The sequence below is a fragment of the Arthrobacter sp. KNU-44 genome (assembly GCF_051843155.1).
In the GTDB taxonomy this organism is placed as follows: Bacteria; Actinomycetota; Actinomycetes; order Actinomycetales; family Micrococcaceae; genus Arthrobacter.
The window spans coordinates 4,200,471-4,225,769 of the sequence record NZ_JBPXNG010000002.1 but is presented as its reverse complement, the minus strand read 5'-3'; the positions used below and the strand labels follow the sequence as shown (position 1 = coordinate 4,225,769).

Annotated in this window: 25 protein-coding genes and 1 tRNA gene; 4 read left to right on the top strand and 22 right to left on the bottom strand. The window is 63.6% G+C overall.

The window, feature by feature from the left end; genetic code table 11:
* Positions 1-18: 18 nt before the first annotated feature.
* From tatC to ACSVHC_RS20740, 15 genes are all read right to left on the bottom strand, one after another.
* On the bottom strand, positions 19-813 hold the full coding sequence (gene tatC, locus ACSVHC_RS20810; RefSeq protein ID WP_437774025.1) for a twin-arginine translocase subunit TatC: 795 nt from the start codon (positions 811-813) through the stop codon (positions 19-21).
* A 48-nt stretch (positions 814-861) separates the two neighbouring features.
* Entirely contained in the window at positions 862-1,128 is a 267-nt protein-coding gene (tatA, locus tag ACSVHC_RS20805) for a Sec-independent protein translocase subunit TatA (RefSeq protein WP_236810992.1), read from the bottom strand.
* A 32-nt stretch (positions 1,129-1,160) separates the two neighbouring features.
* Positions 1,161-1,511 (bottom strand): hypothetical protein, encoded by a 351-nt coding sequence (locus tag ACSVHC_RS20800; RefSeq protein WP_437770213.1) that lies wholly within the window; start codon positions 1,509-1,511, stop codon positions 1,161-1,163.
* A gap of 20 nt (positions 1,512-1,531) precedes the next feature.
* The gene (locus tag ACSVHC_RS20795) at positions 1,532-3,538 is read right to left on the bottom strand and encodes a helix-turn-helix transcriptional regulator (protein WP_437770214.1); all 2,007 of its coding nucleotides are present in this window, start codon (positions 3,536-3,538) and stop codon (positions 1,532-1,534) included.
* A gap of 95 nt (positions 3,539-3,633) precedes the next feature.
* Positions 3,634-4,029 carry an FKBP-type peptidyl-prolyl cis-trans isomerase gene (locus ACSVHC_RS20790; protein ID WP_345451770.1) on the bottom strand — a complete coding sequence of 132 codons (396 nt, stop codon included), beginning with the start codon at positions 4,027-4,029 and terminating at the stop codon, positions 3,634-3,636.
* Between the two features lie 49 nt (positions 4,030-4,078).
* Positions 4,079-5,023, bottom strand: a complete 945-nt coding sequence (locus ACSVHC_RS20785; RefSeq protein WP_437770215.1) for an FKBP-type peptidyl-prolyl cis-trans isomerase — start codon at positions 5,021-5,023, stop codon at positions 4,079-4,081.
* Between the two features lie 109 nt (positions 5,024-5,132).
* Complete coding sequence (pafA, locus tag ACSVHC_RS20780) at positions 5,133-6,497, bottom strand: Pup--protein ligase (protein WP_439181264.1); 1,365 nt, start codon at positions 6,495-6,497, stop codon at positions 5,133-5,135.
* A 1-nt stretch (position 6,498) separates the two neighbouring features.
* Complete coding sequence (gene prcA, locus ACSVHC_RS20775) at positions 6,499-7,206, bottom strand: proteasome subunit alpha (RefSeq protein WP_345451774.1); 708 nt, start codon at positions 7,204-7,206, stop codon at positions 6,499-6,501.
* Between the two features lies 1 nt (position 7,207).
* Positions 7,208-8,017: a proteasome subunit beta gene (prcB, locus tag ACSVHC_RS20770; protein ID WP_345451776.1), complete on the bottom strand. Its 810-nt coding sequence runs from the start codon at positions 8,015-8,017 to the stop codon at positions 7,208-7,210.
* A 78-nt stretch (positions 8,018-8,095) separates the two neighbouring features.
* Positions 8,096-8,299: a ubiquitin-like protein Pup gene (locus tag ACSVHC_RS20765; RefSeq protein WP_234749319.1), complete on the bottom strand. Its 204-nt coding sequence runs from the start codon at positions 8,297-8,299 to the stop codon at positions 8,096-8,098.
* Between the two features lie 121 nt (positions 8,300-8,420).
* Entirely contained in the window at positions 8,421-10,037 is a 1,617-nt protein-coding gene (dop, locus tag ACSVHC_RS20760) for a depupylase/deamidase Dop (RefSeq protein ID WP_437774026.1), read from the bottom strand.
* A 50-nt stretch (positions 10,038-10,087) separates the two neighbouring features.
* A complete protein-coding gene (arc, locus tag ACSVHC_RS20755) occupies positions 10,088-11,902 on the bottom strand; it encodes a proteasome ATPase (RefSeq protein ID WP_437770216.1) in 1,815 nt (604 codons plus the stop codon).
* A gap of 101 nt (positions 11,903-12,003) precedes the next feature.
* A complete protein-coding gene (locus ACSVHC_RS20750) occupies positions 12,004-13,056 on the bottom strand; it encodes a tRNA (adenine-N1)-methyltransferase (RefSeq protein WP_345451783.1) in 1,053 nt (350 codons plus the stop codon).
* Positions 13,057-13,174: 118 nt separating this feature from the next.
* Positions 13,175-14,344, bottom strand: coding sequence for a site-2 protease family protein (locus tag ACSVHC_RS20745; RefSeq protein WP_437770217.1), 1,170 nt, complete (start codon positions 14,342-14,344; stop codon positions 13,175-13,177).
* Positions 14,345-15,088: an HAD family hydrolase gene (locus tag ACSVHC_RS20740; RefSeq protein WP_437770218.1), complete on the bottom strand. Its 744-nt coding sequence runs from the start codon at positions 15,086-15,088 to the stop codon at positions 14,345-14,347.
* Positions 15,089-15,207: 119 nt separating this feature from the next.
* On the opposite strand from ACSVHC_RS20740, the gene ACSVHC_RS20735 reads away from it, so the two are divergent.
* Entirely contained in the window at positions 15,208-16,113 is a 906-nt protein-coding gene (locus ACSVHC_RS20735) for a PAC2 family protein (protein WP_437770219.1), read from the top strand.
* A gap of 73 nt (positions 16,114-16,186) precedes the next feature.
* Here the strand turns inward: ACSVHC_RS20735 and mshC are convergent, their stop codons facing one another.
* Positions 16,187-17,485: a cysteine--1-D-myo-inosityl 2-amino-2-deoxy-alpha-D-glucopyranoside ligase gene (mshC, locus tag ACSVHC_RS20730; RefSeq protein ID WP_437770220.1), complete on the bottom strand. Its 1,299-nt coding sequence runs from the start codon at positions 17,483-17,485 to the stop codon at positions 16,187-16,189.
* Between the two features lie 16 nt (positions 17,486-17,501).
* Positions 17,502-18,335 carry an undecaprenyl-diphosphate phosphatase gene (locus ACSVHC_RS20725; protein ID WP_236811048.1) on the bottom strand — a complete coding sequence of 278 codons (834 nt, stop codon included), beginning with the start codon at positions 18,333-18,335 and terminating at the stop codon, positions 17,502-17,504.
* 52 nt (positions 18,336-18,387) lie between these two features.
* Between ACSVHC_RS20725 and ACSVHC_RS20720 the strand changes: the two genes are divergently transcribed.
* Positions 18,388-19,320, top strand: a complete 933-nt coding sequence (locus ACSVHC_RS20720; RefSeq protein ID WP_439181263.1) for an aldo/keto reductase — start codon at positions 18,388-18,390, stop codon at positions 19,318-19,320.
* Positions 19,321-19,339: 19 nt separating this feature from the next.
* On the opposite strand, the gene ACSVHC_RS20715 is transcribed toward ACSVHC_RS20720, so the two are convergent.
* Positions 19,340-19,612, bottom strand: a complete 273-nt coding sequence (locus ACSVHC_RS20715) for a hypothetical protein (protein ID WP_236811050.1) — start codon at positions 19,610-19,612, stop codon at positions 19,340-19,342.
* Positions 19,613-19,651: 39 nt separating this feature from the next.
* Here ACSVHC_RS20715 and ACSVHC_RS20710 point away from each other — a divergent pair, with 39 nt between their 5' ends.
* The gene (locus ACSVHC_RS20710) at positions 19,652-19,885 is read left to right on the top strand and encodes a DUF5703 family protein (RefSeq protein WP_059389241.1); all 234 of its coding nucleotides are present in this window, start codon (positions 19,652-19,654) and stop codon (positions 19,883-19,885) included.
* A gap of 46 nt (positions 19,886-19,931) precedes the next feature.
* Here ACSVHC_RS20710 and ACSVHC_RS20705 read toward each other — a convergent pair whose 3' ends face one another.
* Entirely contained in the window at positions 19,932-21,092 is a 1,161-nt protein-coding gene (locus ACSVHC_RS20705) for an acyl-CoA dehydrogenase family protein (protein ID WP_437770222.1), read from the bottom strand.
* Between the two features lie 9 nt (positions 21,093-21,101).
* Positions 21,102-22,406, bottom strand: coding sequence for a M20/M25/M40 family metallo-hydrolase (locus ACSVHC_RS20700; RefSeq protein ID WP_437770223.1), 1,305 nt, complete (start codon positions 22,404-22,406; stop codon positions 21,102-21,104).
* A gap of 276 nt (positions 22,407-22,682) precedes the next feature.
* Here ACSVHC_RS20700 and ACSVHC_RS20695 point away from each other — a divergent pair.
* Positions 22,683-22,765 (top strand) — tRNA-Leu (locus ACSVHC_RS20695).
* 270 nt (positions 22,766-23,035) lie between these two features.
* On the opposite strand, the gene ACSVHC_RS20690 is transcribed toward ACSVHC_RS20695, so the two are convergent.
* Positions 23,036-23,947, bottom strand: coding sequence for a MaoC family dehydratase (locus tag ACSVHC_RS20690; protein ID WP_437770224.1), 912 nt, complete (start codon positions 23,945-23,947; stop codon positions 23,036-23,038).
* Complete coding sequence (locus tag ACSVHC_RS20685; protein WP_437770225.1) at positions 23,944-25,296, bottom strand: 3-oxoacyl-ACP reductase; 1,353 nt, start codon at positions 25,294-25,296, stop codon at positions 23,944-23,946. The genes ACSVHC_RS20690 and ACSVHC_RS20685 overlap by 4 nt, the downstream gene beginning before the upstream one ends.
* Between the last annotated feature and the right edge of the window lie 3 nt (positions 25,297-25,299).

The following is a 25,299-nucleotide window of genomic DNA, read 5'->3' as shown; positions in this document are numbered from 1 at the left end:
AGCCTAATGGCCGTGAGACTACAGATTCTCCAGATCGGAGGCAGGTGTGGCGACGTCGGCTGTGGCTTCCGTCTCGGCGGCAATCTTCGACTGCTGGCGCGCGCGACGTTTGTCGTTCAGCATGCAGAGTCCGATCGCGGCGAAGAAGAGCACCAAGAGCGGACCGGCGAGCATGAACATTGACAGCGCGTCCGCACCGGGCGCGGCAACGGCTGCGAGGACAAACACAAGGAAGACCGTGATGCGCCAGGCCTTGAGGATGGTCCTGCCGCTCAAGATGCCCGCCATGTTGACGCCCACCAACACCACCGGCACCAGGAAGGCGATGCCGAGGAAAAGAAGCATGTGCGTGGCGAATGTCAGGTACTGGGATGCGTCGATGTTGTTGGCGCCGTTTTGTGGCGTGAACTGCAGCAGTGCGCGCACCACGTTCGGGATGACCGTCCATGCGACATACACGCCAGCCAGGAACAACGGCACCGCCGCGGCCATGTACCCGAGCGTGTAGCGGCGCTCTTTCTTGGTCAGGCCGGGAGTAATGAAGGCCCAGACCTGGTAGATCCAGATGGGGCTCGAGAGCACCAAACCGATCTGAATGGCAATGCGTAGCTTGAAGTCGAAAGGATCCCCTACGCTCGCGAAGTTCAGCACCGCGGTTCGCTTGGTTTCCTCGGCGATCTTGATCAACGGATCCGACAGGCTGTTGACTACGGGCTCATAGAGGAACCACCCTGCCACGGCGCCTAGGAGAACGCCGATAGCAGACTTGATCAGCCGATTCTTAAGCTCCTTCAGGTGGTCTAGGAGCGCCATCCGCCCTTCGGGGTTGGCTTTGCGGCCCGTCTTCGTTGCCACTACTGCTTAGCTACGGGTTGCAGGCGGAACGTCAGTGTCGTTGCCGCTCTTGTTCGCTTCGGGGTGGTTGACCACTTTGCCTTCAACGGGGTCCGTGTCGTCCTTGGCCGCCGGCTTGCCGTCGTTCTTCATTTCCTTGACTTCGGATCTGATGATGCGCATCGACTGGCCGAGGCTGCGGGCCATGGCAGGCAGCTTGGGTGCCGCGAACAGCAACAGGGCCACGATGATGATAATGACAATTGGCCAAGGGCCATCAAATAGTCGTCCCACGGGAAGTCCTTTCGTTGGAATACATCCTACGTCTAACTGAAATCGATGTCGTGCAGAGACTGGGGTTGGCCCCGTTCCGCTTTGCGCTTAACGCGCTTTTGGCGACGCACTTCCTGGCGGGAGGCCTTGGCCGTCACGTAATCATGACGCATCTGTTCCGGTGAGGCAAAAACGGCTGCGCCGAACACTTTCACCGACGCCTCGCCGTCGTCGTCGGCGCGATCGGAAAGGTGCGGGCGGTGACCTAGTCGCTCCCCTGCGGCACTCAATTCGTGCACCGTGGCCATGAACTTCCGGAAAAGCCGGACGCCCAGCAGGACATAGCAAAGCAGCGACACCGCAATCAGCGCGAGCCATAAAAGGATCCAGGACCACCAAGGCATTTGAGTAGTCTAACCAGCCTTCATTGCTTGTATTGGGCAAGTGCGGCAGCCACCCAGGCTGCAGAGGCGTCGGCAAGCTCTGCGGGCTGCAAAATACGGGCAGCACCGCCATGCTGCGCAACGAACATCGGCAACCAGTCCGCGTTTCCGAACCGTACCTCGGCGAGCAAGCCGCCGTCAGGAAGCACTGCCGTCCGATCCGCATAATAGTCATCCGCCAGCCCGACGCCCTGCCGGGTCAATTGGAGGACAACGACGACGTCGTCGTCGTTCGGCGTGTACAGCTTCACCGGGACGCCTTCCTCCGCGCCCGCACTCTTGGAAACCGGACGGCCGTTGGGCGCGATCTCCTCGATACGGTCGAGGCGGAAGTTCCGCAGACCGGCTTTGCTGTGGCAGTACGCCTCGAAGTACCAGGTGTTGTCCAAGGAATAGAGCCGGAAAGGGTCGACGTCCCGTTCGGAAACCGAGTCGCGTTGCTGTGACAGGTAGCGAAGCCGCAATTGATGACCCGACTGGATCGCCCGGGTGATCGTGTCGAACGGTCCGGCCTCGGCCGGGGTCACGGGTGGGCCGGCGACGGCCGCCGCCAGACGGCCGGCCTCCCCCGCCGCGCCGGTGAGCTTCAGGGTCACGGACTCCAGGGCTCCGCTTTGCTCGTCCTCCGACATTCCGGCCTGGGCGGGAAGTCCGCCCAGGGTCGCCAAGCCCGTCAGCAGGGCGCAAGCCTCATCGACACTGAAGCCGATGGGCCGGTTGAGTTCGAGGTGCTCGCGGATGTAGACGTGCTCGTTTTCCCAATCGATGTCGAACAAGTCATCCGGATAGCCTTCGGGGCGGCCGGAGCAAATCAGGATCTTCAGGTCGTCGACCAGTTCCTCACGGGTGACTCCGAAACGGTCTGCCACCTCCTGGATGGGCAGGCCCTGGTTGTGGACGAGGAACGGGACCAGCTGGAGCATGCGGTTGAGTTGGTCTTCCGAGGTCCGCTTGCGCGCCCGCGGCGCCGGTCCGGCGCCGGAGAAGCGGATCTCGACGGCGGGGCTCGAGCCGAACGCGGCGGCAGCTTCAAGGCGCCGGATCACGGCGTCGCGCAGTTCGGCAGGTCCGGCCACAAGCACATGGGGACCATAGGAGGCCAGTTCTTCGGCGAGCAACTCACTGTCCCGGAACGGCACGCAGAGGCGGTCCCTGCCCGGCTGGAAGCCGCTGGCGCCGGTGGCCCCGGTGACACTCGCCGCGCGCTTTCGAAGACCCAGCAAACGGCCTTCGGCGACGTCGAGGTGGGCTTCTTGGAGGGGAAGTTCGCTGAGGCTGTCCAGTTCGGCGCGGGTATCAAATCCCGGGGGTATCTCACAGTGATGCCCGGTCTCAACATGAACGTCGCTCGTCATCCGGGACAGCCGGAAAAAGCGTTTCGCGTTCCGGCCGCGGTCGAAGCCCACCAGGTACCACTGGCCGAACCGGCTCCCGAGGCCCCAAGGCTCTACCATGCGGCGTTCGTCTTTGCCGGTGCTCGCGGCACGGTAGCCGAAACTCACGGGGTGCTGGCCGTTCATGGCCACGATGATGTCGTCAAAGGCCTGGCCGGCGGGCTTGATGCGCGGCTGGACGCCGGCGGGGAGTTCGACGTCGGCAAGGTCGCCGGAAGCCTGCAGCTTCCGTAGCGCGCTTGCAGCGGCTGAGCCGAGCGCCGCGCGTTCCCATAGCTGCGCAGCCAGCAGCAATACCGTGCCCTCGGCCGGGGTCAGGTGCACATACGGCAGGCGATTGGATTCCTTGCCGATGCGGTAGCGGGTCGAAGCGGGATCGTCCGAGCCGAACCCGTGGTCGAGGAGGGTTTCGATGTCGAAGCCAAACCGCTTCAGTTCTGACTTGTCCCGTTCAAACATGCGTCCGAACGCGACGTCGCTGTCGCCGGCGTCGTGATAGACCTTCTGCCTGAGAACGGCCCGGGACAGCCCGTATTTCGTGTTCAGGAGGGCGATCAGGAGGTTCAGGAGTCGTTCGGTTCGTGATGCGGACACGCTTGCTACGTTACTAAATTCCTCCGATAAAGGCGGAAGGCGCGTCTGCGGCCGGATTTCTCCGGCTGCAGACGCGCCTTCCTTTGTGGCGAAACCTAGCGGACGGCCACGAGGTCCACCACGAAGATCAGGGCTTCGTTGGGTTTGATGGCCCCGCCGGCGCCACGGGAACCGTAGGCAAGCTCGGAGGGGATTTCGAGGCGACGGCGGCCGCCGACCTTCATGCCAAGGAGTCCCTGATCCCAACCCTGGATGACCTGGCCGACTCCCACGCGGAAGTCCAGCGGTGCGCCACGGCCCCATGATGCGTCGAATTCCTCGCCGGTGGACCAAGCGACGCCAACGTAGTGGGTCGAAACGGTGTCGCCGGCCTTGGCCTCGGCGCCGTCACCAACGACGATGTCCTTGATAACCAGTTCCGTGGGGACGTCGCCCTCCGGGAAGTCGATCTCCGGCTTGGTGCGGTCGTAATCGCGCTGACCAAATGACATAGGTACTCCTCAATGTGATAGGGACGGTGTTGCGGAATTTTTCGGAAGGCTACTGGGCGCCCAGGATGTCGACGACGAAGACGAGATCGCCCGTGGGCTGGCCCTGTCCTGCGGCGGCATCGCCATACGCGAGGCTCTTGGGGATGACCAGGAGGACACGAGAACCGACCGTCTTGCCCGCAAGTCCTTGCGTCCAGCCCTTGATGACGCCGTTGAGCGCGAAGCTGGCGGTCTGGCCCTTGTCGTAGCTGGAGTCGAACTTCTTGCCATCAGCCAAGGTGACGCCGACGTAGTTGACCGTCAGGGTGTCTGTCTCCTTGACGACTGCGCCCTTGCCCTTGATGAGGTCCTGCGAGACGAGGGCCTCCGGAGCCTTCGCGCCGTCGACGGAAATCTGCGGAATTCCCTTGTCATCAACCTTGACCGTGGGGAGGCCGGCGGGCGGAGTAACGGTATCGCCCTCGGGCTTGGCCAGGGGCTTGACTGCGTCCTTGACGCCGGTGACCTTGAAGACCACCAGCTGGGATGACGTTGCAGCTGCTTCAGCCGACGCCGGAGTCCCCGGAACGGCGAAAGCGATGTCAGCGCCCACCTTCGCACCCACGAGCGCGTTGTAAAGCACAGCGCTGCCGGTCTTGAGCTGGTCGTTCAGTTCGACGGGCTGGGACCCTGTCGGGAAGGTGTCTTCGAGGGTCTTGCCGTCCTTGCCGTCGACGGCAATGTAGGTGATCTGCGCCACCTGTCCGGCCTTCACCTTGTCGCCGGTGCCGTCGCTGACCATCTTGATGGTCGGCTGCGTCACGTCCAAAGGCTTGTTGAATTCCAGGCCGGGTGCCTTCTTGTCTCCATTGTCGGAGACCTTGAGGGAATCCAGCTTGGCGACTTCGCCGGCGGACTGACTGGTGGGCTCCGGAGTTGCTGTTGTTGCCGGACTTCCGCCGCAGGCGGTAATCAGCAAGAGGCCGGGGATAAGAATTGCTAGTAGACGTCGCACAAATTGAACTTTCGTCGGGGCAAAAGGAGGGCATGGACGGGCCAGGCTCGGCCATGCGCGTAGAGGCCTGTAAAAGGCCAACCTCCAGAGTAGCTGGTGAAACTGGGAGTCAGCTCATCGAGTCCAGGAGGGCATCCACTCTTTCATCGACGCTGCGGAAGGGATCCTTGCACAAAATCGTCTGGTGCGCGCGGTCGTTCAACTTCAGATGGACCCAATCCACGGTGTAGTCGCGGCCGAGTTCCTGTGCGCGCCGGACGAAGTCGCCGCGGAGTTTTGCCCGGGTGGTCTGCGGCGGCGCATCCACGGCATCCTTGATGTCGGTGTCGGCCACGAGGCGCCGCGCCGCGCCGCGGGATTGGAGGAGGAAGAAGAGCCCCCGCTTGCGCGAGATATCGTGATAAGTCAGGTCCAATTGCGCGATCCGCGAGGAATCGAGGCCGATTCCATGGCGACGAATGTACCCATCCATCAGCTTCTTCTTGATGGCCCAGTCCACTTCCGTGTCTATTCCGCTGGTGTCTCCGCTATCGATCGCGTCCAGCGTCCGCTCCCAAAGATCCAGGATGAGCGGCACATGCGGATTGTGGGCTCCATTCGAGGCTACAAAGGCGGTGACCTTTGCAAGGTACTCACGCTGGATGTCCAGTGCGGTCAGTTGTCTGCCGTTGGCCAGGCGCACCAAGGCTTTGCCGCTGAGATCATGCGAGATTTCGCGGATGCTGCGGATGGGGTTCTCCATGCGCATGTCCCGCATGATCACTCCGGCCTCAATCATGCGCAAGAGCAGGTCCACCGTCCCCACCTTCAACAGGGCGGTGGTCTCGGACATGTTGGAATCGCCGACGATCACGTGCAGCCGGCGGAAGAACTCGGCATCGGCGTGCGGCTCGTCACGGGTGTTGATGATGGGGCGGGACCTCGTCGTCGCGGAGGACACGCCTTCCCAAATGTGGTCGGCACGCTGGGAGAACGCGAAAGTGGCCCCGTGGGGTGTCTTCAGGACCTTGCCCGCACCGGCAATCAGCTGCCGTGTGACGAGGAAGGGAATGAGGATCTCGGCGAGGCGCGAGAACTCGCCGCGCCGCGGAATCAGATAGTTTTCGTGGCTGCCGTAGGAATTGCCGGCTGAATCGGTGTTGTTCTTGAACAGGTAGACCGTTCCGTTGAATCCCTCCGCCGCAAGCCGAGCCTGTGCTTCATCAACGAGGTCATCGAGAATGAGCTCCCCGGCCCGGTCATGGGCGATCAGCTGCGCGAGGTCGTCGCATTCCGCGGTGGCGTACTCGGGGTGCGAGCCGACATCCAGGTACAGGCGCGAGCCATTCGTGAGGAAGACGTTGGAGGACCGACCCCAGCTCACTACTTTGCGGAAGAGGTATCTGGCGACTTCCTCTGGAGCCAATGGCCGCGAGTCGGGGCTCGAGTACGAAATACCGAACTCCGTTTCGATCCCGAATATTCTTTTGTCCATCTCAGGCCTCCCCTGCCAGCAGCTGCGTGATTTCTTCTGCCCTGAGCCGCCGGAAGGCCCGCCGGGATCCGCGCCCGCTTTCCGGACTTCGGTCCAACACGGCGGCCTCGACCGCGGTGCCGGGCAGGGCGTCCACTTCCTTGTCCGTGGCCAGCGCCTTGACGGCCAGCCGCAGTGCACCGGCCAGGTCAAGGTCAGCCTTCCAACCGCGGGCCACGGTCTCGGCTACTTGCTCGGCCAAGCCGCCCATCACCACGAAACCGTGCTCGTCGGCAATCGAACCGTCGAAAGTCAGCCGATAAAGATGGTCCTCGGCCTGCGTGTGCCCGACCTCTGCAACCGCAAGTTCAACTTCGAACGGCTTTTGTTCCGCCGTGAAGACGGCGCCAAGGCTCTGGGCGTAGACGCTGGCCAGACCGCGGGCAGTGACGTCCTCGCGATCATATGAATAACCGCGGACGTCAGCGTAGCGGACACCCGCTTGCCGAAGGCTCTCGAACTCGTTGTATTTCCCCACGGCGGCGAACGCGATCTTGTCGTAGATCTCACCAATCTTGTGGAGCGACGGCGACGGATTTTCCGCCACGAGCGCGATGCCGTCAGCGCAACTGATCACGACGACCGAACGGCCGCGGGCGATGCCCTTCCGCGCGAAATCCGCGCGGTCCTTCATCAGTTGTTCGGGTGAAACGTAAAACTGCTGGGTCATCTCAGGCCTCCCGTCCGGCTACTGTTCGCGATTCAACAATGGCGCCAGCGATCGCCGCCAGCTCCCGTTCCGGCACCCGCCGGGCACCGGCGCGGTTGACGGTGTATATCACCGGCCAGAGCTGCCGGACCGGGTCCGGACCGCCGGTGGCGGAGTCGTCGTCGGCGGCGTCATAGAGGGCTTCAACCGCGACGGCGACAGCCTCGTCTTCGGTGAGGTTCGGCCGCCACAGCTTCTTCAAGGCGCCACGTGCGAAGACGGACCCCGAGCCGACCGAATGGTGCTCCAGTTCCTCGTACCGTCCGCCGGTGACATCGTAGGAGAAAAGCCGCCCCACGCCGGCTGCCTGGTCGAAGCCCGCGAAGAGCGGGATCACCGCGAGACCCTGCATGGCCATCGGCAGGTTTCCCCGGATCATGGCTCCAAGCCGGTTGGCCTTGCCGTCCAAGCTGAGCAGCGTGCCTTCGATCTTTTCGTAGTGTTCCAGTTCCACCTGGAACAACCGCGTGATGTCGATCGCAAGGCCTGCTGTTCCGGCAATTCCCAGGACGGAGTATTCGTCGGCCGGAAAGACCTTCTCGATGTGCCTGCTGGCGATCACATTGCCCATGGTGGCACGCCGATCTCCAGCCATCAGGACGCCGCCCGGGTAACTGAGGGCGACGATCGTCGTGGCGTGGGGCACCGGGGGAATCTGTCCTGCGGGCAGGGCTTGACTAAAGGGAAGGAGTTCAGGCCTGGAGCGTTGCAGATGCTCTATGAACGACGACGTTGCTTGGGTGGCCAGGTGGCCGGCTGATGGATCCTGCATTGCTGCGCTCCTTCGACTCTGACATCCGATGCCCGGCGGCCTCGCGCCGGCCGGGCCCTTGGCTTAGCTGGCGGCTGGCTACTGGCCGCCCTTTTGCACAAATGCCCTGACGAACTCTTCGGCGTTCGATTCAAGCACGCCGTCGATCTCGTCGAGGAGATCGTCCACGCCCTGCGTGGCGACCGAGGCCTGTGCCTCTGGCGCCGCGGGCGGTGCCTCGGGGGCGTCGGCTTCTGCCTCGACGTCCCGCGACTGCGGTTGCTGCTGCTCCTGAGCTGCCATTTCCTTCTCCATTCTGTCCATCCCCGTCACGGGGACTTCCTGTAATGCCATACTGCCACGGGGCGGGCCGCGACGCTGCGGTTTTAAGGGCCCGTTTGGCGGCCTCCGGCCGGCTGCCCGATCAGGCGGGCGGGGCCGGGTCCAGGCCGAGTAATTCACGGAGGAATGCGCCCGCTGTGTCGTGTTTCCGGAACAGCCGTCCGGTGAGTGCTTCCGTGCCGCGGAGCGGTTCCCGGGTGGGCACCCGCTGCAGTTTCCCGATGCCCGGAACGTCGAAGATGACCGAATCCCAGCTCGCGCCGACCACGTCCTTGCCAAAGCTGGAAACGCACTTCCCGCGGAAAAATGCGCGGGTGTCCGACGGCGGTTCGACGACAGCACGGCTGATCGTGGCGTCGTCGACGATCGTCTGCATGCGGTCGCGGGAAAGCATCCGGTAGTACAGGCCCTTTTCGGGCCTCACATCGGACCACTGCAAATCGACAAGACCCAGGCGGGCGTCGTTCCATTCGAGGCCGTCACGGTTCCGGTAGCCATCAAGCAGGGACATTTTGGCCAGCCATTCGACCGAAGACGCGGCACCTGCGGGGTTGCTCCCCAAGAGTCCCAGCGTCGACTCCCACCGTTCCAGGACATCGCGGGTGTGGCCGTCTCCGCTGAAGGAATCCGAGACCCCGGTTTCCTGGCCAAGTTTGGCCGCCGCCTCGTAGTACATCCACTGGATATCCAGGGCTGTTACGCGCCGTCCGTCGAGAAGCCTGACCGTGGCAGTCAGGGAAGTGTCGTGGCTGATTGCCTGCAGGCCTGCCACGGGCTCATGAACTTCGATCTTCGGAGCCTGGCCGGCTTCGATAAGGCTCAAGACCAACGCCGTCGTACCGAACTTCAAGTAGTTCGAGACCTGGCTCAGGTTGGCGTCCCCGATGATGACATGCAGACGCCGGTACTTGTCGGCGGTGGCATGCGGTTCATCCCGGGTATTGATGATCGGACGCCTGATGGTGGTTTCCAGCCCTACCTCGGCTTCGAAGAAATCCGCGCGCTGGCTGATCTGGAATCCGGACGTCGAACCGTCCTGGCCCTTGCCGAGCCGACCGGCACCGCAGATGACCTGACGCGTGACGAAGAACGGCGTCAGGCCTCGGACAATATCCCCGAACGGCACCGAGCGCGGCATGAGGTAGTTCTCGTGGGAACCGTAGGACACCGATTTGTTGTCGGTGTTGTTCTTGTACAGGTTGATGGCGGGCAGATCAGGGTCGGCTGCCACCTTCCGAACCGTGGCCAGGGCAACGAGGTCGCCGGCCGCGTCCCACGCGACGATGTCCCGGGGATTCGTGACCTCGGGACTGGAATATTCCGGATGGGCATGGTCCACGTACAGGCGGGCCCCGTTGCCGAGGACCATGTTCATCAGCAACGATCCTGACTCGTCGCCGCCGTCGGCTTCCAGCTCCTGCCGCCCGTACGCCAAGGCAACGGCCTCGGCGTCGAGCACGGGAGGCCTGTCAGTCAGCTGGCTCGGATCTGCTGCACTGCGCTCGACTGTCCAGCCGCGGGCATCATGCAGGGGCTCTTCATCCGTGTAGTCCCAGCGGGTTTCAGCGCCCCCGGCGGCCCGCTGCCGCGTCAGGTTCGCGTAGGCCTGGATGATCCGTGCGGACATCATCGTGGCGTTTGCCCCCGGCGCGGAGGGCGCGTGGATACCGTACTCAGTTTCCGAACCCATGACCCGCATGGCCCCGCCCGCGGGAAGCTTGTCCGAAGGCAGGCCTTCCGGCCGGGCCGTCACAGGTACTGGCCGGTGTTGGGAGTCGTTTCGATCGACTTCCCGGGCTCCTGGCCGGCCTTGCCCTGGACGATGGTACGGATGTAGGTGATGCGTTCGCCCTTCTTGCCCGAGATGCGTGCCCAGTCATCCGGATTGGTGGTGTTGGGCATGTCCTCGTGTTCGCGGAATTCGTCAACGACGGCGCGCAGGAAGTGGTCGATCCGAAGGCCCTTCTGCTGGGTCAGCAGGAGATCCTTGATGGCGTACTTCTTGGCCCGGTCCACGACGTTCTGGACCACCGCGCCGGAGTTGAAGTCCTTGAAGTAGAGCATCTCGGTATCGCCGTTGGCGTAGGTGACTTCGAGATACTCGTTGGACTTCTCGGTCGAATACATCGCTTCAACAGTGCGCTGGATGATGGCGTCCACTGTGGCCTGGACGTCGCCGCCGTGCTCCGCCAGATCCGTCGCGTGGAAAGGCAGGTCGGTGGTGATGTACTTGGCGAAAATGTCGGCGGCCGCTTCGGCGTCGGGACGCTGGATCTTGACCTTCACGTCAAGCCGGCCGGGACGAAGAATAGCCGGATCGATCATGTCCTCACGGTTCGAGGCGCCGATCACGATGACGTTGTCGAGCCGTTCGACACCGTCGATCTCGCTCAAGAGCTGCGGGACGATGGTTGTTTCGACGTCGGAGGAAACCCCGGTGCCGCGGGTGCGGAACAGCGAGTCCATCTCGTCGAAGAACACCACCACCGGGCTGCCATCCGAGGCCTTCTCCCGGGCGCGCGCAAAAATCAGGCGGATATGACGCTCTGTTTCGCCGACGTACTTGTCAAGGAGTTCAGGTCCCTTGATGTTCAGGAAGTAGCTCTTCAGGTCCACGTTTCCGGCCCGTTCGGAGGCGCGGGCGGCAAGCGAGTTGGCAACCGCCTTCGCGATCAGCGTCTTGCCGCAACCCGGAGGGCCGTAAAGCAGGATGCCCTTTGGTGCTTTGAGCCCGTGTTCGCGGTACAGGTCCGGGTGCAGGAACGGGAGTTCCACTGCGTCGCGGATCTGTTCGATTTGCGGGCCCAAGCCGCCGATGTCTTCGTAGGTAATATCCGGGACTTCCTCGAGGACAAGGTTTTCGACCTCTGCCCGGGGCACTTTCTCCAGGGCATAGCCCGTGCGGGAATCGAGCGACAAAGCATCACCGACGCGCAAGTGCACCTTCTGCAAGGCCCCTGAAAGCCTGACTACCCGCTCTTCATCGGCCCTGCCCACTACGAGGGCGCGGTCCGTGCCAAGCATTTCCTTGAGCGTGACGAGTTCGCCTGCCCGCTCATAGCCCAGGCCGGTCACCACAAGCAGGGCCTCGTTGAGAAGGACTTCCTGTCCAACGGCAAGCTGGTTGATGTTCACGAGCGGGCTGACGCCCACGCGCATCTTGCGGCCGGCATTGAAGATATCAACCGATTCCTCGGTGGCCGCCTGGCCCGTGCTGCCTGCCGTTGGCTGGCGCCTCGGATTGATCTGCAAGATGGTCCCGAAGCTGTACGGCGGTTGGCCGTCCTGCTCGAGGGCGCCTTTGAGCCGCAGGATTTCGGCCTTCGCCGTTTCCAACATGGTCACGAGCTTGGTGTTGTTCTGGGTGGCGGCGGCAAGCTGACGGTCGATGTGGCGCAGTTTGTCTCGAAGGATGTTTATCTGGCGTTCCGCGACAGTGAGTTCCGCGGAGTCGTCCACCGGTTGGATTGCCCCACCCCCGTGTCCCGATTTTCCTTCAGCCACAGCCTTGTTTGATGGCTCCTCCGGCGTTGTTCGCCCGAAGTCATTGTTCGACGTATCCACGAAGCATCAGCTCCTTCCCGCTTTCTATAAATAGACCTTAGCCCTCAAAAGCGTTGGGTAACCTGTGACATCCGGAATGCGGACCAGTTTGTGATGTTTCCTCAGGGAGCGGGCGTGGGGTCGTCCTTGACGTTGGTGCCGGCAATCGCATCCCGTGCCGCGCGCCGCAGTTTCTTGTCGGAAACCGCACGCTCTCCGACGGCTCCCGGTGTCCAGGCATTCAGGTCCTCTTCGCTGAACTCCGTCTTGGAAGGACGCCGCTTGACGGAGATTCCGGTCACGCCGTCGGCGAGGCGACGGGTTACCAGGAGGAAGCCGGTGTGGGCCACCATGCGGTGGTCGGGGCGGACGGCGAGGCCCTCGAGGTGCCAGCCGCGGACCATGGACTCCCAGGCGTCCGGTTCCGTGAAACGGCCGTCGGCGCGGATGGCTTCAGCGGTGCGGGAGAGCTGGGTCACGGTGGCCACGTAGTTGATCCACACGCCGCCAGGCGCCAAAACGGTGGCTACGGCGTCGAGGCATTCCCAGGGAGCGAGCATGTCCAGCACCACGCGGTCCACGGATCCGGGCTCTTCGCTGCGGACAACCTCTTCCTGGAAGTCACCGAGCGAGATCTTCCAGGCCGGGTGCGGACCGCCGAAAATGGTTTCCACGTTGCCGCGGGCGATGTCGGCGAATTCTTCCCGACGCTCGAAGGAGTGCAGGTAACCGTTGTCGCCCACTGCACGAAGCAGGGAGATCGAAAGGGCGCCGGAACCAACGCCGGCTTCCACAACGCGGGCACCCGGGAAGATATCGGCCATGGTGACGATCTGGCCCGCATCCTTGGGGTAGACCACTGCTGCACCGCGGGGCATGGACAGCACGAAGTCCGAGAGCAACGGGCGCAGCGTCTGGTACTGCTGGCCGATGTTGTTGGCGACCACGGAACCGTCAACCTGGCCAATGATTTCGTCGTGGTTCAGGAAGCCGCGGTGCGTATGGAAGGCGCCGCCTTCCTCCAAGGTGATGGTGTTCATGCGGCCGCGTTCGTCCGTGAGTTGAACCCGCTCGCCCACACGGAACGGCCCTCGGCGTCGTGCCGCACCAGTTGGCTGGATGGCGGTGTTGGCGGCGCCGGTGGCCGTGTAGTTGGCGGCGGTTTCGCTGCTCATGGGTGTTTCCTCGCTCCTGTACGGCTGGGCCGTCATTTGTTGCCACAGTTACTGCTTAGTGATGCGCGCTGCCCGCCGGGTTATTTCACGGCCGGCAGGTAACTCTACCGGGAAGGTCCTACGGGCGTCCGCTCCGTCGGGCTACTTTACCTGTAATGGCTGTCACTACGGCCTGCTGCCGCAGCAGGCCCATGACTGTGCCGGCTTCATCCACGACCGCATATTCGGCGCCGCTGAGCTGCGCCAAATACTGGATCAGTTCCTGGCCGCTGGACGTCCAGGGCACGTAGGCCCCGTCGGCGAGCGGGGTGGAAACCGCGGTCACGAAGGTTGTGGATACCTCGGAGGCCGGCACGGCTGCAGTCGCAGCCGGATCGACCAGACCCTGCGGCCGGCCATCCGGTCCGCAGATGACGACGGCGGGCGTACCGTGGGGTGCCACGCGCAGCACGTCGGCGACCGTGGCCGAGTTCGGAATTCCGACGGCGGGTTCGGCCAAGGCGGCGGCACTCACCGAGGGGAGGCGTCCACGGAGCGTCGCCTGCTTGATCGCGCCCGAAGCGCCCATCCAGAGGAAGCTGCAGACAAGGAAGGTGATGAGCATCAGGCTGAGATCAGGCGCATTGCCACTCAGCACGGGCAACAGGACGAACCAAACAACCAGGACGATCACGATGACCCGTCCGGCCCAGCCAGCCGCCACCGTCCCCTTTTCCTGGCTGCCCGTCACTTTCCACACCGCGGACTCCACCAAACGACCCCCGTCAAGCGGCAGGCCGGGCAGGACATTGAAGACGCCGATCAGCAGATTTGCCCACATAAGGATGTTCGTCAGCGTGTCCCCTACCCCGGTGAAGACACCAGCCTGCAGCAACAGCCAAGCCCCGCCCGCGAGGACAAAGTTGGCCGCGGGTCCCGCCAAGGCGACAAGCACAGAGCGGCCCGGCGAGGCGATGAAGCTCTCGAACTGGGTGTGCCCGCCCCAGAGATTCAAAACGATCTTCTCCGTGGGCCATTTGAAGGCCTTGGCGCTCAAGGCGTGGGCGAGCTCGTGGACCAGCACGGAAAGGGCAAGGAGGACCGCATAAGCGAAGGCAACAAAGTAGGCGCCGATTCCCAAGGAGTGGTTTCGAATCAGCAGCGCAGGTCCATAGACGATCACCGTGAACGCAGCGATGATGAACCAGGAGTAGGCGAGGTACACGGGGATTCCCGCGATGCGACCGAGTGGAATCCCGTCCTTCCTGCCGCTGCGGGTGCTGTGGCCACCGTTCCGGGGAGTGCTCATTTAGTTTGCCTGTCCATGGAAAGCCGCGGCCGGCACATTGCCAAGGGCCCGCTCGGCAACAAGTGCTTCAAGGTCGGCGACCTTGCGTCCCTCGAGGGTGTCCCAGGTTGCGCGGCGGGGGTCCTCGGGCAATGGCATCTGGTGTGGAATTCCCACCGTGACCACGCCGGAGGCTATCGCAGACGCAACGCCCGGGACGGAATCCTCGAGAGCGACGCAGTGATCCACGGTCAAGGCGGGGTCCGTGTTCTGGAGCCGCTCGACGGCGGCGAGGTAAGCCTCCGGGTGGGGCTTTCCCTGGCTGACGGTGTCCCCCGTGATAAGGAACTCGAAGTAGGGCTTGGGGAGGTTGGCGACGACTTCCCGCGCCATCGGGCCTTCGGACATCGTCACGAGGGCGCAGCGGACGCCGGATTGATACAGCTCGTCAAGCAATTCCTTGGCTCCAGGCCGCCACGGCACCTCGATGCGGAGACGGTCGATGACCTGGGCGCTCAAGGAGTCAACAATCTCCCGCTTTTCCAGGTTCACTCCAGCCCTTTGGAGGATGCCGGCCGAGTGCATCAATGACTGCCCTACAAGCTGCATGGCTTGTTCGTGGCTCCAGGCGCCGCCGTGGGACTCCACGAGGGTTCGCTCTGCAGCAATCCAGTACGGCTCGGTGTCCACCAGGGTGCCATCCATGTCCCATAGCGCGGCTTTGAGCTCGGCTTTTACAAAGGGCTGGGTGGCTGAAGCAAGCATGCCTAAAGTCTACGTGGAAGGAGGCACGGCAATTGCCGCTCTACGCCCGGGGCGAAGTATGGCCACGCCGGTCCCCTTACGCCATGCATCGGTGGCGGTGTTGGACGTAGGGTGAGTGAATGAACAGTTTGGACGGAGCCCCTGACGGACAGGCCACTTCACCGGAGCCTGAGCGCCTTCTCCAGCCTGTAGCCGAAGGCCAGCGCATCACCGTGATGCTCGCGGCTTTCGAAGGTTGGAACGACGCCGGCGAGGCGGCCAGCGATTCCCTGCACTACTTGAACAAGTTGTGGCAAGGAAAGAAAGTGGCATCCGTTGATGCCGACGACTATTACGACTTCCAGTTCACCCGGCCGACGGTGCGGCGCACCGCAACCGGAACCCGCAAGGTGAAATGGCCTTCCACGCGCCTGTACAAGGCCAGCGTCCCGGACAGCAACGTCGATGTCGTGTTCGTACTCGGCACCGAACCTTCCTACCGCTGGAGGGCCTACACGGCCGAGCTTCTGGTCCACGCCGAAACGCTCAAGGTCGACTACGTTGTGCTGATCGGCGCCCTTCTGGCCGATGTCCCGCACAGCCGCCCGATCCCCGTCAGCACCACCTCGGACGACAGCGGATTGCGAAAGCGCTTGAACCTGGAGGCTTCGCAGTACGAGGGCCCGGTAGGCATTGTGGGCGTGCTGGCGGAATTCGCCTTGCTCGCGGGCTTGCCCACGGTGTCGCTGTGGGCGGCCGTGCCGCACTACGTCGCCCAGCCGCCCTCCCCCAAGGCACAACTGGCCATCCTGAACAGGATCGAGGATCTGCTCCAGGTGCCGCTGGACACCCACGCCCTCAACGAGGAATCCGAGGCCTGGGAGCGCGGTGTGGACGAACTGGCCATTGAAGACCCCGAAATCGCAGCCTACGTGCGGCAACTCGAAGAGGCCAAGGACACGGCTGACCTACCGGAGGCCAGCGGCGAATCCATCGCGCGCGAGTTCGAGCGCTACCTCAAGCGCAGGGGCAAGGACAAGCCCTGACCCAACGCGGGGTCACTTACGGCCCGTCCAAGGGGACATTATGGGCCGTAAGTGACCCCGCGTTGTTTAGATATTAGAGCTCGACGCCGAGCAATCCGTTGATCGCGTCGCTCACCAAGGCGCTGTCCATCGCGCTGGGCTGGGCCCCCTCAGGATTGGCTCGCTGCGAGTCGGCGAGTGCCGCCGCGGCCCAGGCGTCGACGGCGGCGACCGCGCCGGGAGCATTGAGGTCGTTGGCCAGCTCGGCACGCATCCGCGTCAGCAGTTCCGCCGCTGTCCCCTCGGGAGCAATGTCCCGGGCGGCACGCCACGTGTTGAGCCGTTCCTTGGCCTGGGCGAAACCTTCATCGGTCCAGGACCAATCCGAACGGTAGTGGTGGGCCAGGATCGCCAGGCGGATTGCTGCAGGTTCTTCGCCCGAGGCACGGAGCTTGGACACCAGGACCAGGTTGCCCTTGGACTTGCTCATCTTTTCGCCGTCCAGGCCCACCATTCCAGCGTGGGCATAGTGGCGTGCCAAGGGAACGCCGCTGAGTGAATACGCGTGTCCGGCGCCCATTTCGTGGTGCGGGAAGACGAGGTCCGATCCGCCGCCCTGCACCGTGAATGGAGCCGGAAGGTACTTCTGGGCGATGACCGTACATTCAATATGCCAGCCGGGACGTCCGTCACCGAGGCTTGCACCGGGCCAGCTAGGCTCGCCGTCGCGGGCAACGCGCCAAAGCAAAGGATCAAGGGGATTCCGCTTGCCGGAACGGCCGGGATCGCCGCCGCGTTCTGCGAAGAGCTCCAACATTTCCACTTCGCCGAGCCCCGAGATGTCACCAAGGGTCCATGCGTCCGGGCTATCCGAGGCCTTGCCGGCCGCCTCGACGTCGTAATAGACGTCACCGTCGGGTTCGCCGCCGGTGCCGTGCACGCGGTAGGCGAGCTCGTCCGCGATCAATTTCTCGATGGCCGGGACAATCATCGGGATCGCCTCGACGGCTCCGATGTAGTGGCTCGGCGCCAGCACATTGAGGGCGTCCATGTCGGTCTGAAAGAGCTCAATCTGGCTCGCCGCCAGCTCCCGCCAGTCAACACCGGTGGCGGTGGCGCGCTCCAGGAGGGGATCGTCGACGTCGGTGACGTTCTGGACGTACGCAACCCGCTGGCCGCTGTCCCGCCATGCCCGGTTAAGCAGGTCGAAAGCTACGTAGCTGGCGGCGTGGCCCATGTGGGTGGCGTCGTAGGGTGTGATGCCGCAGACGTACATGGATTGCTCCGCGCGTGGCTCGACCTCCACGAGGGCCCCGAGGGCGGTATCGAACAGCCTCAACGGAGGCATGCTGCCGGGTAGTTCAGGCACAGGGCGGGAGATCCACGATTTCACAGCCTCAACCATAGTGCTAGGCGCTGATGACATTGAAACCGAGCAATACATAGAGGGCGAGTCCCAGGAGAATGCGGTACCACACGAAGACACGGTAGCTGTGGGTTGAAATGAATTTGAGGAACCAGCCAATGATGATGAAACCCACAACGAAGGCAATGACCGTGGCCAGTGCCGTTTCCGGAAGACCGAAGGGTCCGGTGATTCCTTCCTTGGACACCACCTTGTACAGCTGGTAGAGGCCGCTGCCGAAGACAGCGGGAATGGCGAGCAGGAACGAATACCGTGCGGCAGCTTCACGCGTATACCCCATCAAGAGGCCCGCTGTGATGGTACCGCCGGAGCGGGAGACGCCAGGGATGAGCGCCATGGCCTGGGCCAGACCATAAAGGATGCCGTGCTTGAAGGTCAATTGGCTCAGCTCCCGTTCCTGCTTGCCAACGGCGTCGGCCACCGCGAGGATCATGCCGAAGACGATAAGCATGGTGGCGACGATCCAGAGGCTGCGCAGCACGGATTCGATCTGGTTCTGGAAGAGCAGGCCGAGCACGATGATGGGCAGGCTGCCGAGGATGACCAACCAGCCCATCCGGGCGTCGGGATCGTCCCTGGCCACCTTGCCGCGCAGCGATCCGAACCAGGCGCGCACAATCCTGACGATGTCGCGCCAAAAGAAGACAATGACGGCCGTCTCGGTGCCCAGCTGGGTAATGGCCGTGAAAGCAGCTCCGGGATCCGCCGCATTAGGCAGGAACGAGCCGACAATCCGCAGGTGTGCGCTTGAAGAAATCGGAAGGAATTCTGTCAGGCCCTGCACGAGGCCAAGGAAGGCTGCTTCTATCCAGTTCACGTGAATAGACCCTACGTCATGATCTACCCGATCTCCCCGTAAGCTATCAGCTATGCAGCAGCGTTACGTCGGCAACAGTGGGTTTCGGGTGTCCACCCTTTCCCTGGGCACCATGTCCTGGGCGGAAGAAACGGACGAACAGGATGCACGGGAGCTGCTCCATACATTCATCGCCGCCGGCGGCATCATGATCGATACCGCGGCCTCCTACGCAGGAGGACAAGCCGAGGCTCTTCTGGGCTCCATGCTGGGCAACGTCGTGGCGCGTTCGGAGATTGTCCTCTCCACGAAAGCGGGCGTCTCGACGTCGGACGGCCGGAGCAGTGTCGATGCCTCCCGCGGTTCGATGCTGTCCGCACTCGACGCCAGCCTTGCCCGCTTGGGAACCGACTACGTGGACATCTGGTTCGCGCACGCTTGGGACGGCAACGTTCCGCTGGACGAAACGCTCTCCGCGCTTGACCTTGCGCTGCGTTCGGGACGCGCACGGTACGTCGGCATCTCCAACTACAACGGTTGGCAGACCGCCAAGGCTGCGGCCGTCGCGGGATTCACCGTGGTGGCCAACCAATCCGAATACTCACTCCTGCACAGGAAGCCTGAAGACGAACTAGTGCCCGCCGTCGAGGATGCCGGCCTCGGCCTCATGGCGTGGGCACCCCTCGGCCGCGGGGTGCTCAGCGGCAAATACCGTGGCCAGATTCCCTCGGAATCACGTGCGGCGGAGGGCCGCCTTAGCGGCTACGTCGAAAAGTACCTCGACGCGCGGGGCGCACGGATCGTCGAAGCGGTGGCAATGGCCGCGCGCGGATTGGGACGCTCCGCCGTCGACGTTTCACTGAGCTGGTTGCTCTCCCGCCCGGGCGTATCCACGGCCATAGTGGGCGCACGCAATGCGGTCCAGCTCAAGGAGTTGCTCGATGCGCAGCTGACGCCTCTTCCGGCTGAAATTTCGCGGGCGCTGGAAGACGTCTCAGCAATCTGACCCCGCTGAAACCGCGGCCCTACTGATCGAGGATCTCCAGCTCGTCTTCATCGAGGAGCTCATTGTTCTCCTCGTCGTCATCCTCTTCATCGTCGTCGAACACCTGAAGTGGTGTGACTTCCGAGTAGGCCTCGTATAGTGAGTCCTCATATACCTCAAAGGCATCTGCTACGGCGAAAAACGCTGCCTCCACAGCGGGATCTCCTTCGCCCCGGCGGGCGGAAGCGGCAATCAGGTGCTCTTCTAAGGCGGCTGTCAATGACTGAAGCGCGACACGCGGATCGATGCTCATGACTTCACGTTAGCCCGAAAAAGACGAAAATGGAGAGGGATGAGAGAACAATTTCTGAGCAGTTCAGTGGAGCGTCAGCGGGACTACGCAAGGCAGTACGAGTATCTCGTACTGACCGTTAGTCCTGACGATTCCTTGCCCGAGGCGCGACGTCGGCTCGTGGAACACTCCGAATATGGCAAGTGGGAACTGGAGCGGAGCATCCTTTATATCGGCGGCGGTCGCCGGTTCTGGCTGCGACGCAGAGTACTCAACGTACAACGCACCGTGTAGCGGCACGGCCGTTTTTTCGGGTTCCCCGCTTCAGCTTCCGAGCGTTTCAGCTTTCGAGCGGGCCAAGCCACGCGTTGGCTACTGTGGTGTGTGCGGATTCTTCGTTGGAGGGATGGAAGATCCCGGCCAGCACATCGCGGTACAGCCGTTCGAGTTCGGAGCCCCGGAAGTAGCTTGAGCCTCCGGAAACCCGGATTGCCACATCCACCATGGTCCGGGCGTTCTCCGTGGCCCGCACCTTGAGCCCGACGAACTTGGGGAACCATTGCGCCCCGTGATCAACCAGCGCATCCACGTCACGGGCAACTGAGGCCAACTGCGGCTGGATGGAATCCATTGACATGGCGGCGTCGGCGATCTTCCGGCGGATGTCCGGGTCCTGCGAGAAGCTGCGGCCGCCGTACTTGGCCGAGGTCCGGCGCTTGACGGCCTCAACCGCCAGGGTGAATGCCCGCTCCCCGATGCCCGTGTAGACCGCGGCAAGCAGCGTTTCGAAGCACGCGAAGATCGCGAAGATCAATGGATCCTGGTTTGGGCCCACCGGCAGCTTCCGGAAGATCCGTTCCGGCGGCACCCTGGCGCCCTGCAGGAGCGTGGTGTTCGATTGGCTGGCCCGCATGCCCAGGGTGTCCCAGTCACTCAGTGTCTCGTGCCCCGGGGCGTCCCGGTGGATGAAGCCGAACACCAGCTCCCCGTTCCCCTCCCGTCCGCCGCTGTCCTTGCCGAAGATGCCGAGGCGGGTCCATGCCGGCGACAGGCTCGTGAAGATCTTCCGCCCGGTGAAGCTGTAACCGCCGTCCAGCTGCGGTTCCGCCGTGGTCCCTGAGTCGAAGAGCATGGAGTCATTTCCCGCCTCGGAAATCCCGAATCCAAAGACCTCGCCCCGTCCTGACTCCTTGAGGACATAGTCAAGGGAGTTGTCGCCGCGGGCCGCAAGGACGTGCGCGACGCCGGTCCAGACAAGGTGCATGTTGACGGCCAGCGCCGTGGCCGGGGCAGCCGTGGCCAACCGGCGCTGAAGCGCCGCCGCGGCTTCGAGCCCGAGCCCCAGTCCGCCGTCGGACTCCGGGACGAAGATCTTCAGGTAGCCCGCCGCGGCGAGCTCCTCAAGGTCCTCGTGGAAGAACGAGTTGTTCTGGTCGTAGCCCGCGGCGCGGCCCCGGATGCGGTGGAGCAGCTCGTCCGGCAGGATCTCTTCAGGGGTCAAGGCTTCTCCCTAGTAGGTACTCAGCAGGGTGTTGAGCACCCTGGATCCGAACTTGAGCGAATCAGCCGGGACGCGCTCGTCAACCCCGTGGAACATCCCGGTGAAGTCGAGTTCGTCCGGGAGCATCAGCGGGGCGAACCCGTAGCCTGTGATGCCGATCTTGCTGAGCGACTTGTTGTCGGTGCCGCCGGACAAGGTGTACGGCAACACCTTGGCGCCGGGGTCCTCCGTGTGCAGCGCGTCGATCATGGCGTCCACCAGATTGCCGGCAAACGGCACTTCCAGGGACACGTCCTTGTTGACGTAGCTGACGTCCACGCCGTCGCCGGCAAGTTTCTTGACGGTTTCGAAGACCAGTTCCTGCTGGCCCGGGAGCGTGCGGCAGTCCACGAGCGCTTCCGCCGATTCGGGGATGACATTGTGCTTGTAACCGGAACTCAGCAGCGTAGGGTTCGAGGTGTTTTGGAGGGTGGCCCCCACGAAGCGCGCGACGGTGCCGAGTTCCTTCAGGAGGGTCTCGGGTTTGTCCGGATCGAACTCGACGCCGGTCAGTTCCGTCACGCCGTCAAGGAATTGCCGCGTTGTGGGGGTCAGCTCGATCGGCCAGCGATATTCGCCGATTCTGGTGACTGCCCCGGCCAGGCGGGTGATCGCGTTGTCCGTGTTGATTTGCGAACCGTGTCCGGCCCGGCCGTGGGCCACGAGGCGCAGCCAGGAAAGGCCCTTTTCCGCGGTCTGTAGCAAGTAGGTCCGCTGGCCCCCGATGGTGGCCGAGAAGCCACCCACTTCGGAGATCGCTTCCGTGGCACCGTCGAAGAGTTCCCTGCGGTGCTCGACGGCGTAGCGTGCGCCGTGGTTGCCTCCGGCTTCCTCGTCGGCGAAGAACGCGAAGATGATGTCCCGCTTGGGCTTGCGTCCCGTGCGGGCGAAGTCGCGCATGACCGAGAGGATCATGGCGTCCATGTCCTTCATGTCCACGGCGCCGCGTCCCCAGATGAGTCCGTCCTTGAGTTCGCCGCTGAAGGGATCCACGGACCATTGGTCCTTGAGCGCCGGGACGACGTCGAGGTGGCCGTGCACCACGAGGGCACCGGCCGAGGGGTCCTCCCCCGCCAGCCGGGTGACGACATTGGCCCGGCCCGGAGCCGACTCGAAGATTTCGGCGTCCAATCCCACTTCATTGATAAGCGCCGCCGTGTATTCAGCCGCGACGCGTTCCCCGGGACCGGAATCGTCACCGAAGTTCGAGGTGTCTATGCGGATGAGTTCCTGGCAGATCCGGACTACTTCGTCCTCGGGTCGGATATCAGTCATGGAACTCTCCTTGCTGGCTGGGATGGACATACTCCGGCGGGTAGGCAGTTCGTGCGTACGCTCCCGCGCGCTTCCCTCAGCCTACCCACCGCACGCTCGTTTGGCCGCGTACTTTCCTGCGTTTTGGCGCGGATTGGCAGGGTCCAATTGCCGTTCCCGGCACCCTCTCCGGCTCCGGTTTTTTTATTTCCCAGAAACCGTGTTAGAGTTTTTCTCGCTGCTTCGGAGGAAAGAGAAGCGCCGAGAGGCGCAGAACGAAGGCTCCGAACACCACCTGCGCGGGTGGCGGAATGGCAGACGCGCTAGCTTGAGGTGCTAGTCCTCGAAAGGGGGTGGGGGTTCAAGTCCCCCTCCGCGCACAATTGCAAGGCCTGGAATTATGATAATTCCAGGCCTTGTTTGTTTAACTTGAATTTGCGTTTTCAGACACTAATGCGGCGTTCATCACATTTATTGAATTGCATTACCTGGAATTCGCCCACGGCAGTGAACTTGACTCCCGACCTGGCCCTGAATCTGGCTCCGAATCTGGCTCCGCCAGGCACGGCGACGGCGGCCGCCCATGTGGGTGACCGCCGTCGTCGTAACCGTATTGAACCTTGAGAAACCTTCAGTCCGAAACCGGCGCCCTACAGCGCCGTCACCGAGCCGCTGAAGTGCCTCCTGCCGCTGCGCGGGTTCCAGGCCACGTAGTCCGAACGCTCCCACGAGCCTGACGCGGAGTGGGCGGTACCGATTTCCAGGGCCACCCGCGCCGGGAGGAACACCGGTGCCTCGAAATTCACGTGCCATCGGAACGCTTCCGATTTCACCGAGCCAACGTCGGCCAAGGCCCGGGATGCAAGGTACATGCCGTGCGCGATCGACCTTGGCAGGCCGAGCGCTTTGGCCGAGAGGAGGCTCAAGTGGATCGGGTTGAAGTCTCCGGATACGGTGGCGTAAAGGCGTCCGGTATCCACGCCTAGCTGCCAGATGGCTGTTGGTGCGGGTGCCGTGAACTCATTTGGAGCGGCGGCCGTAGCGGCCTTGTCGACTCCAGGCAGGAAGACCCCCTTGGCCAAATACGTCGAGACGCCCCGCCATAGCAAGGCCCCGTCGTTGCTCGATCGGACTTCGGCGACGACGTCCACCTGGGTTCCGGCCCTGTGTCCGCGCATGTCCTCGGCCCAGGACCGGACGTCGAGCGACTCAGTGAACTGGACTGCCCGCAACTGCTCCACGTGGTTCTTCAAATGGATCATCCCCAGCAGGGGAAGCGGGAAGTCATCCCGGTTCAGCACGCTCATGGAAACCGGGAATGCGAGGGCATGGATGAAGCCGGCCGGCAGTGCGTCACTCGCAGTCTCGCCGATCAGGTGCTGGTAGGCGGTGAGGTTCGCGACGTCGGCCCGCACCCCGCGGACCTCATGGCTCCCTTGGGGCAGCGCGGTGGCTGCCTGGAAACCCATCACCCGCCGCCGTGCCGCGGTCGCTGCCGCATTCACGTACAGCTTCGAGAGGGACGGCAGCTCCCCCAGGATGAGCGGTTGTTCCGTAGTCATGCACCCACCAGGTTCTGTCCGCAGACCCTGAGCACTTCACCCGTGATTCCAGCGGCGGCGTCCGATGCCAGGAACGCAATTGCCTCTGCCACGTCCCCCGGCAGGCCGCCCTGCTGCAGCGAGTTCAGCCTGCGGGCAACCTCCCGGGTGGCAAAGGGGATCCGGGCCGTCATGTCGGTTTCGATGAAGCCGGGCGCGACCGCGTTGATGGAGCCGCCGCGCTCCGCCAGCAAGGGCGCCGTAGCTCTGACCATGCCGATCACTCCCCCTTTGGAAGCAGCGTAGTTTGTCTGCCCGCGGTTGCCTGCGATGCCGCTGGTGGAGGCCACCGACACGATCCGTGGGGTTTTGTTGAGCTGGTCCGAGCCCAGGAGTGCCTCGTTGATTCTCAACTGCGAGGCGATGTTCACTCCGATGACGGAATTCCAGCGGCCCTCATCCATGTTGGCCAGGAGCTTGTCCCGGGTGATGCCGGCGTTGTGGATGACGATATCGAGGCCGCCATGGCGTTCCACGGCGTGGTCGATGATCCGCCTCCCGGCGTCCTCGGCCGTGATGTCCAATTGCAGGGCAGTGCCATGGACCTCGTTGGCGACTTCGGCGAGGTGGTCGCCCGCAGCGGGAATATCCACCACCACCAGCCGGGCGCCGTCCCGGTGCAGGGTCCTCGCGATCGCCGCTCCGATGCCCCGGGCAGCTCCCGTGACGACGGCGACCTTCCCGGCCAAGGGCTTGTCGGCGTCGGCGGCAAGCTCGCCGGAGCCCGAAGTGACAGTCAGGAACTGACCATCCACGAACGCGGACCGTCCGGACAGGAAGAAGCGCAGCGCACCGAGCGCGCTTGGGCTCGTGGTGCCGGTACTGTCCCCGAGGAGAATGCCGTTGGCCGTGGCACCCGCCCGGAGTTCCTTGGCGAGGGAACGCAGCAGGCCGTCGACGCCTTGACGGCCCGCGGCAACAGCCGGGCTGGCGGCAGAGGCGGACGTCCGGGAGATCGTCACCACCCGCGCGCCGGCGGCCAGATCACGGAGCGACGGGGCCGCAGTGAGAACCGGTCCGGCAAGCTCTTCCGGATGCTCGACGGCGTCAAGCACCAGGATGATCGCCCCCAGCTTTTCCTTGGGCAAGGCCGAACGCCGGACGTCGAGGCCCCAGCCCACCAGGGCGGCAGCCAAGTCGTCGGCGCCCGCAGTTTTCCCGTTGCCGCTCCCGAGCACAAGGACGGGACCTGGAACCAGCGGTTCTCCCGCTTTGTACCTCCGGAGCACGGCAGGTTGGGGCAGGCCGAGCCTTTTAGCCAGGTCCTTGCCGATCCCGTGGCTGACGAACTGTGTGTATTTGTCCGTCATGCC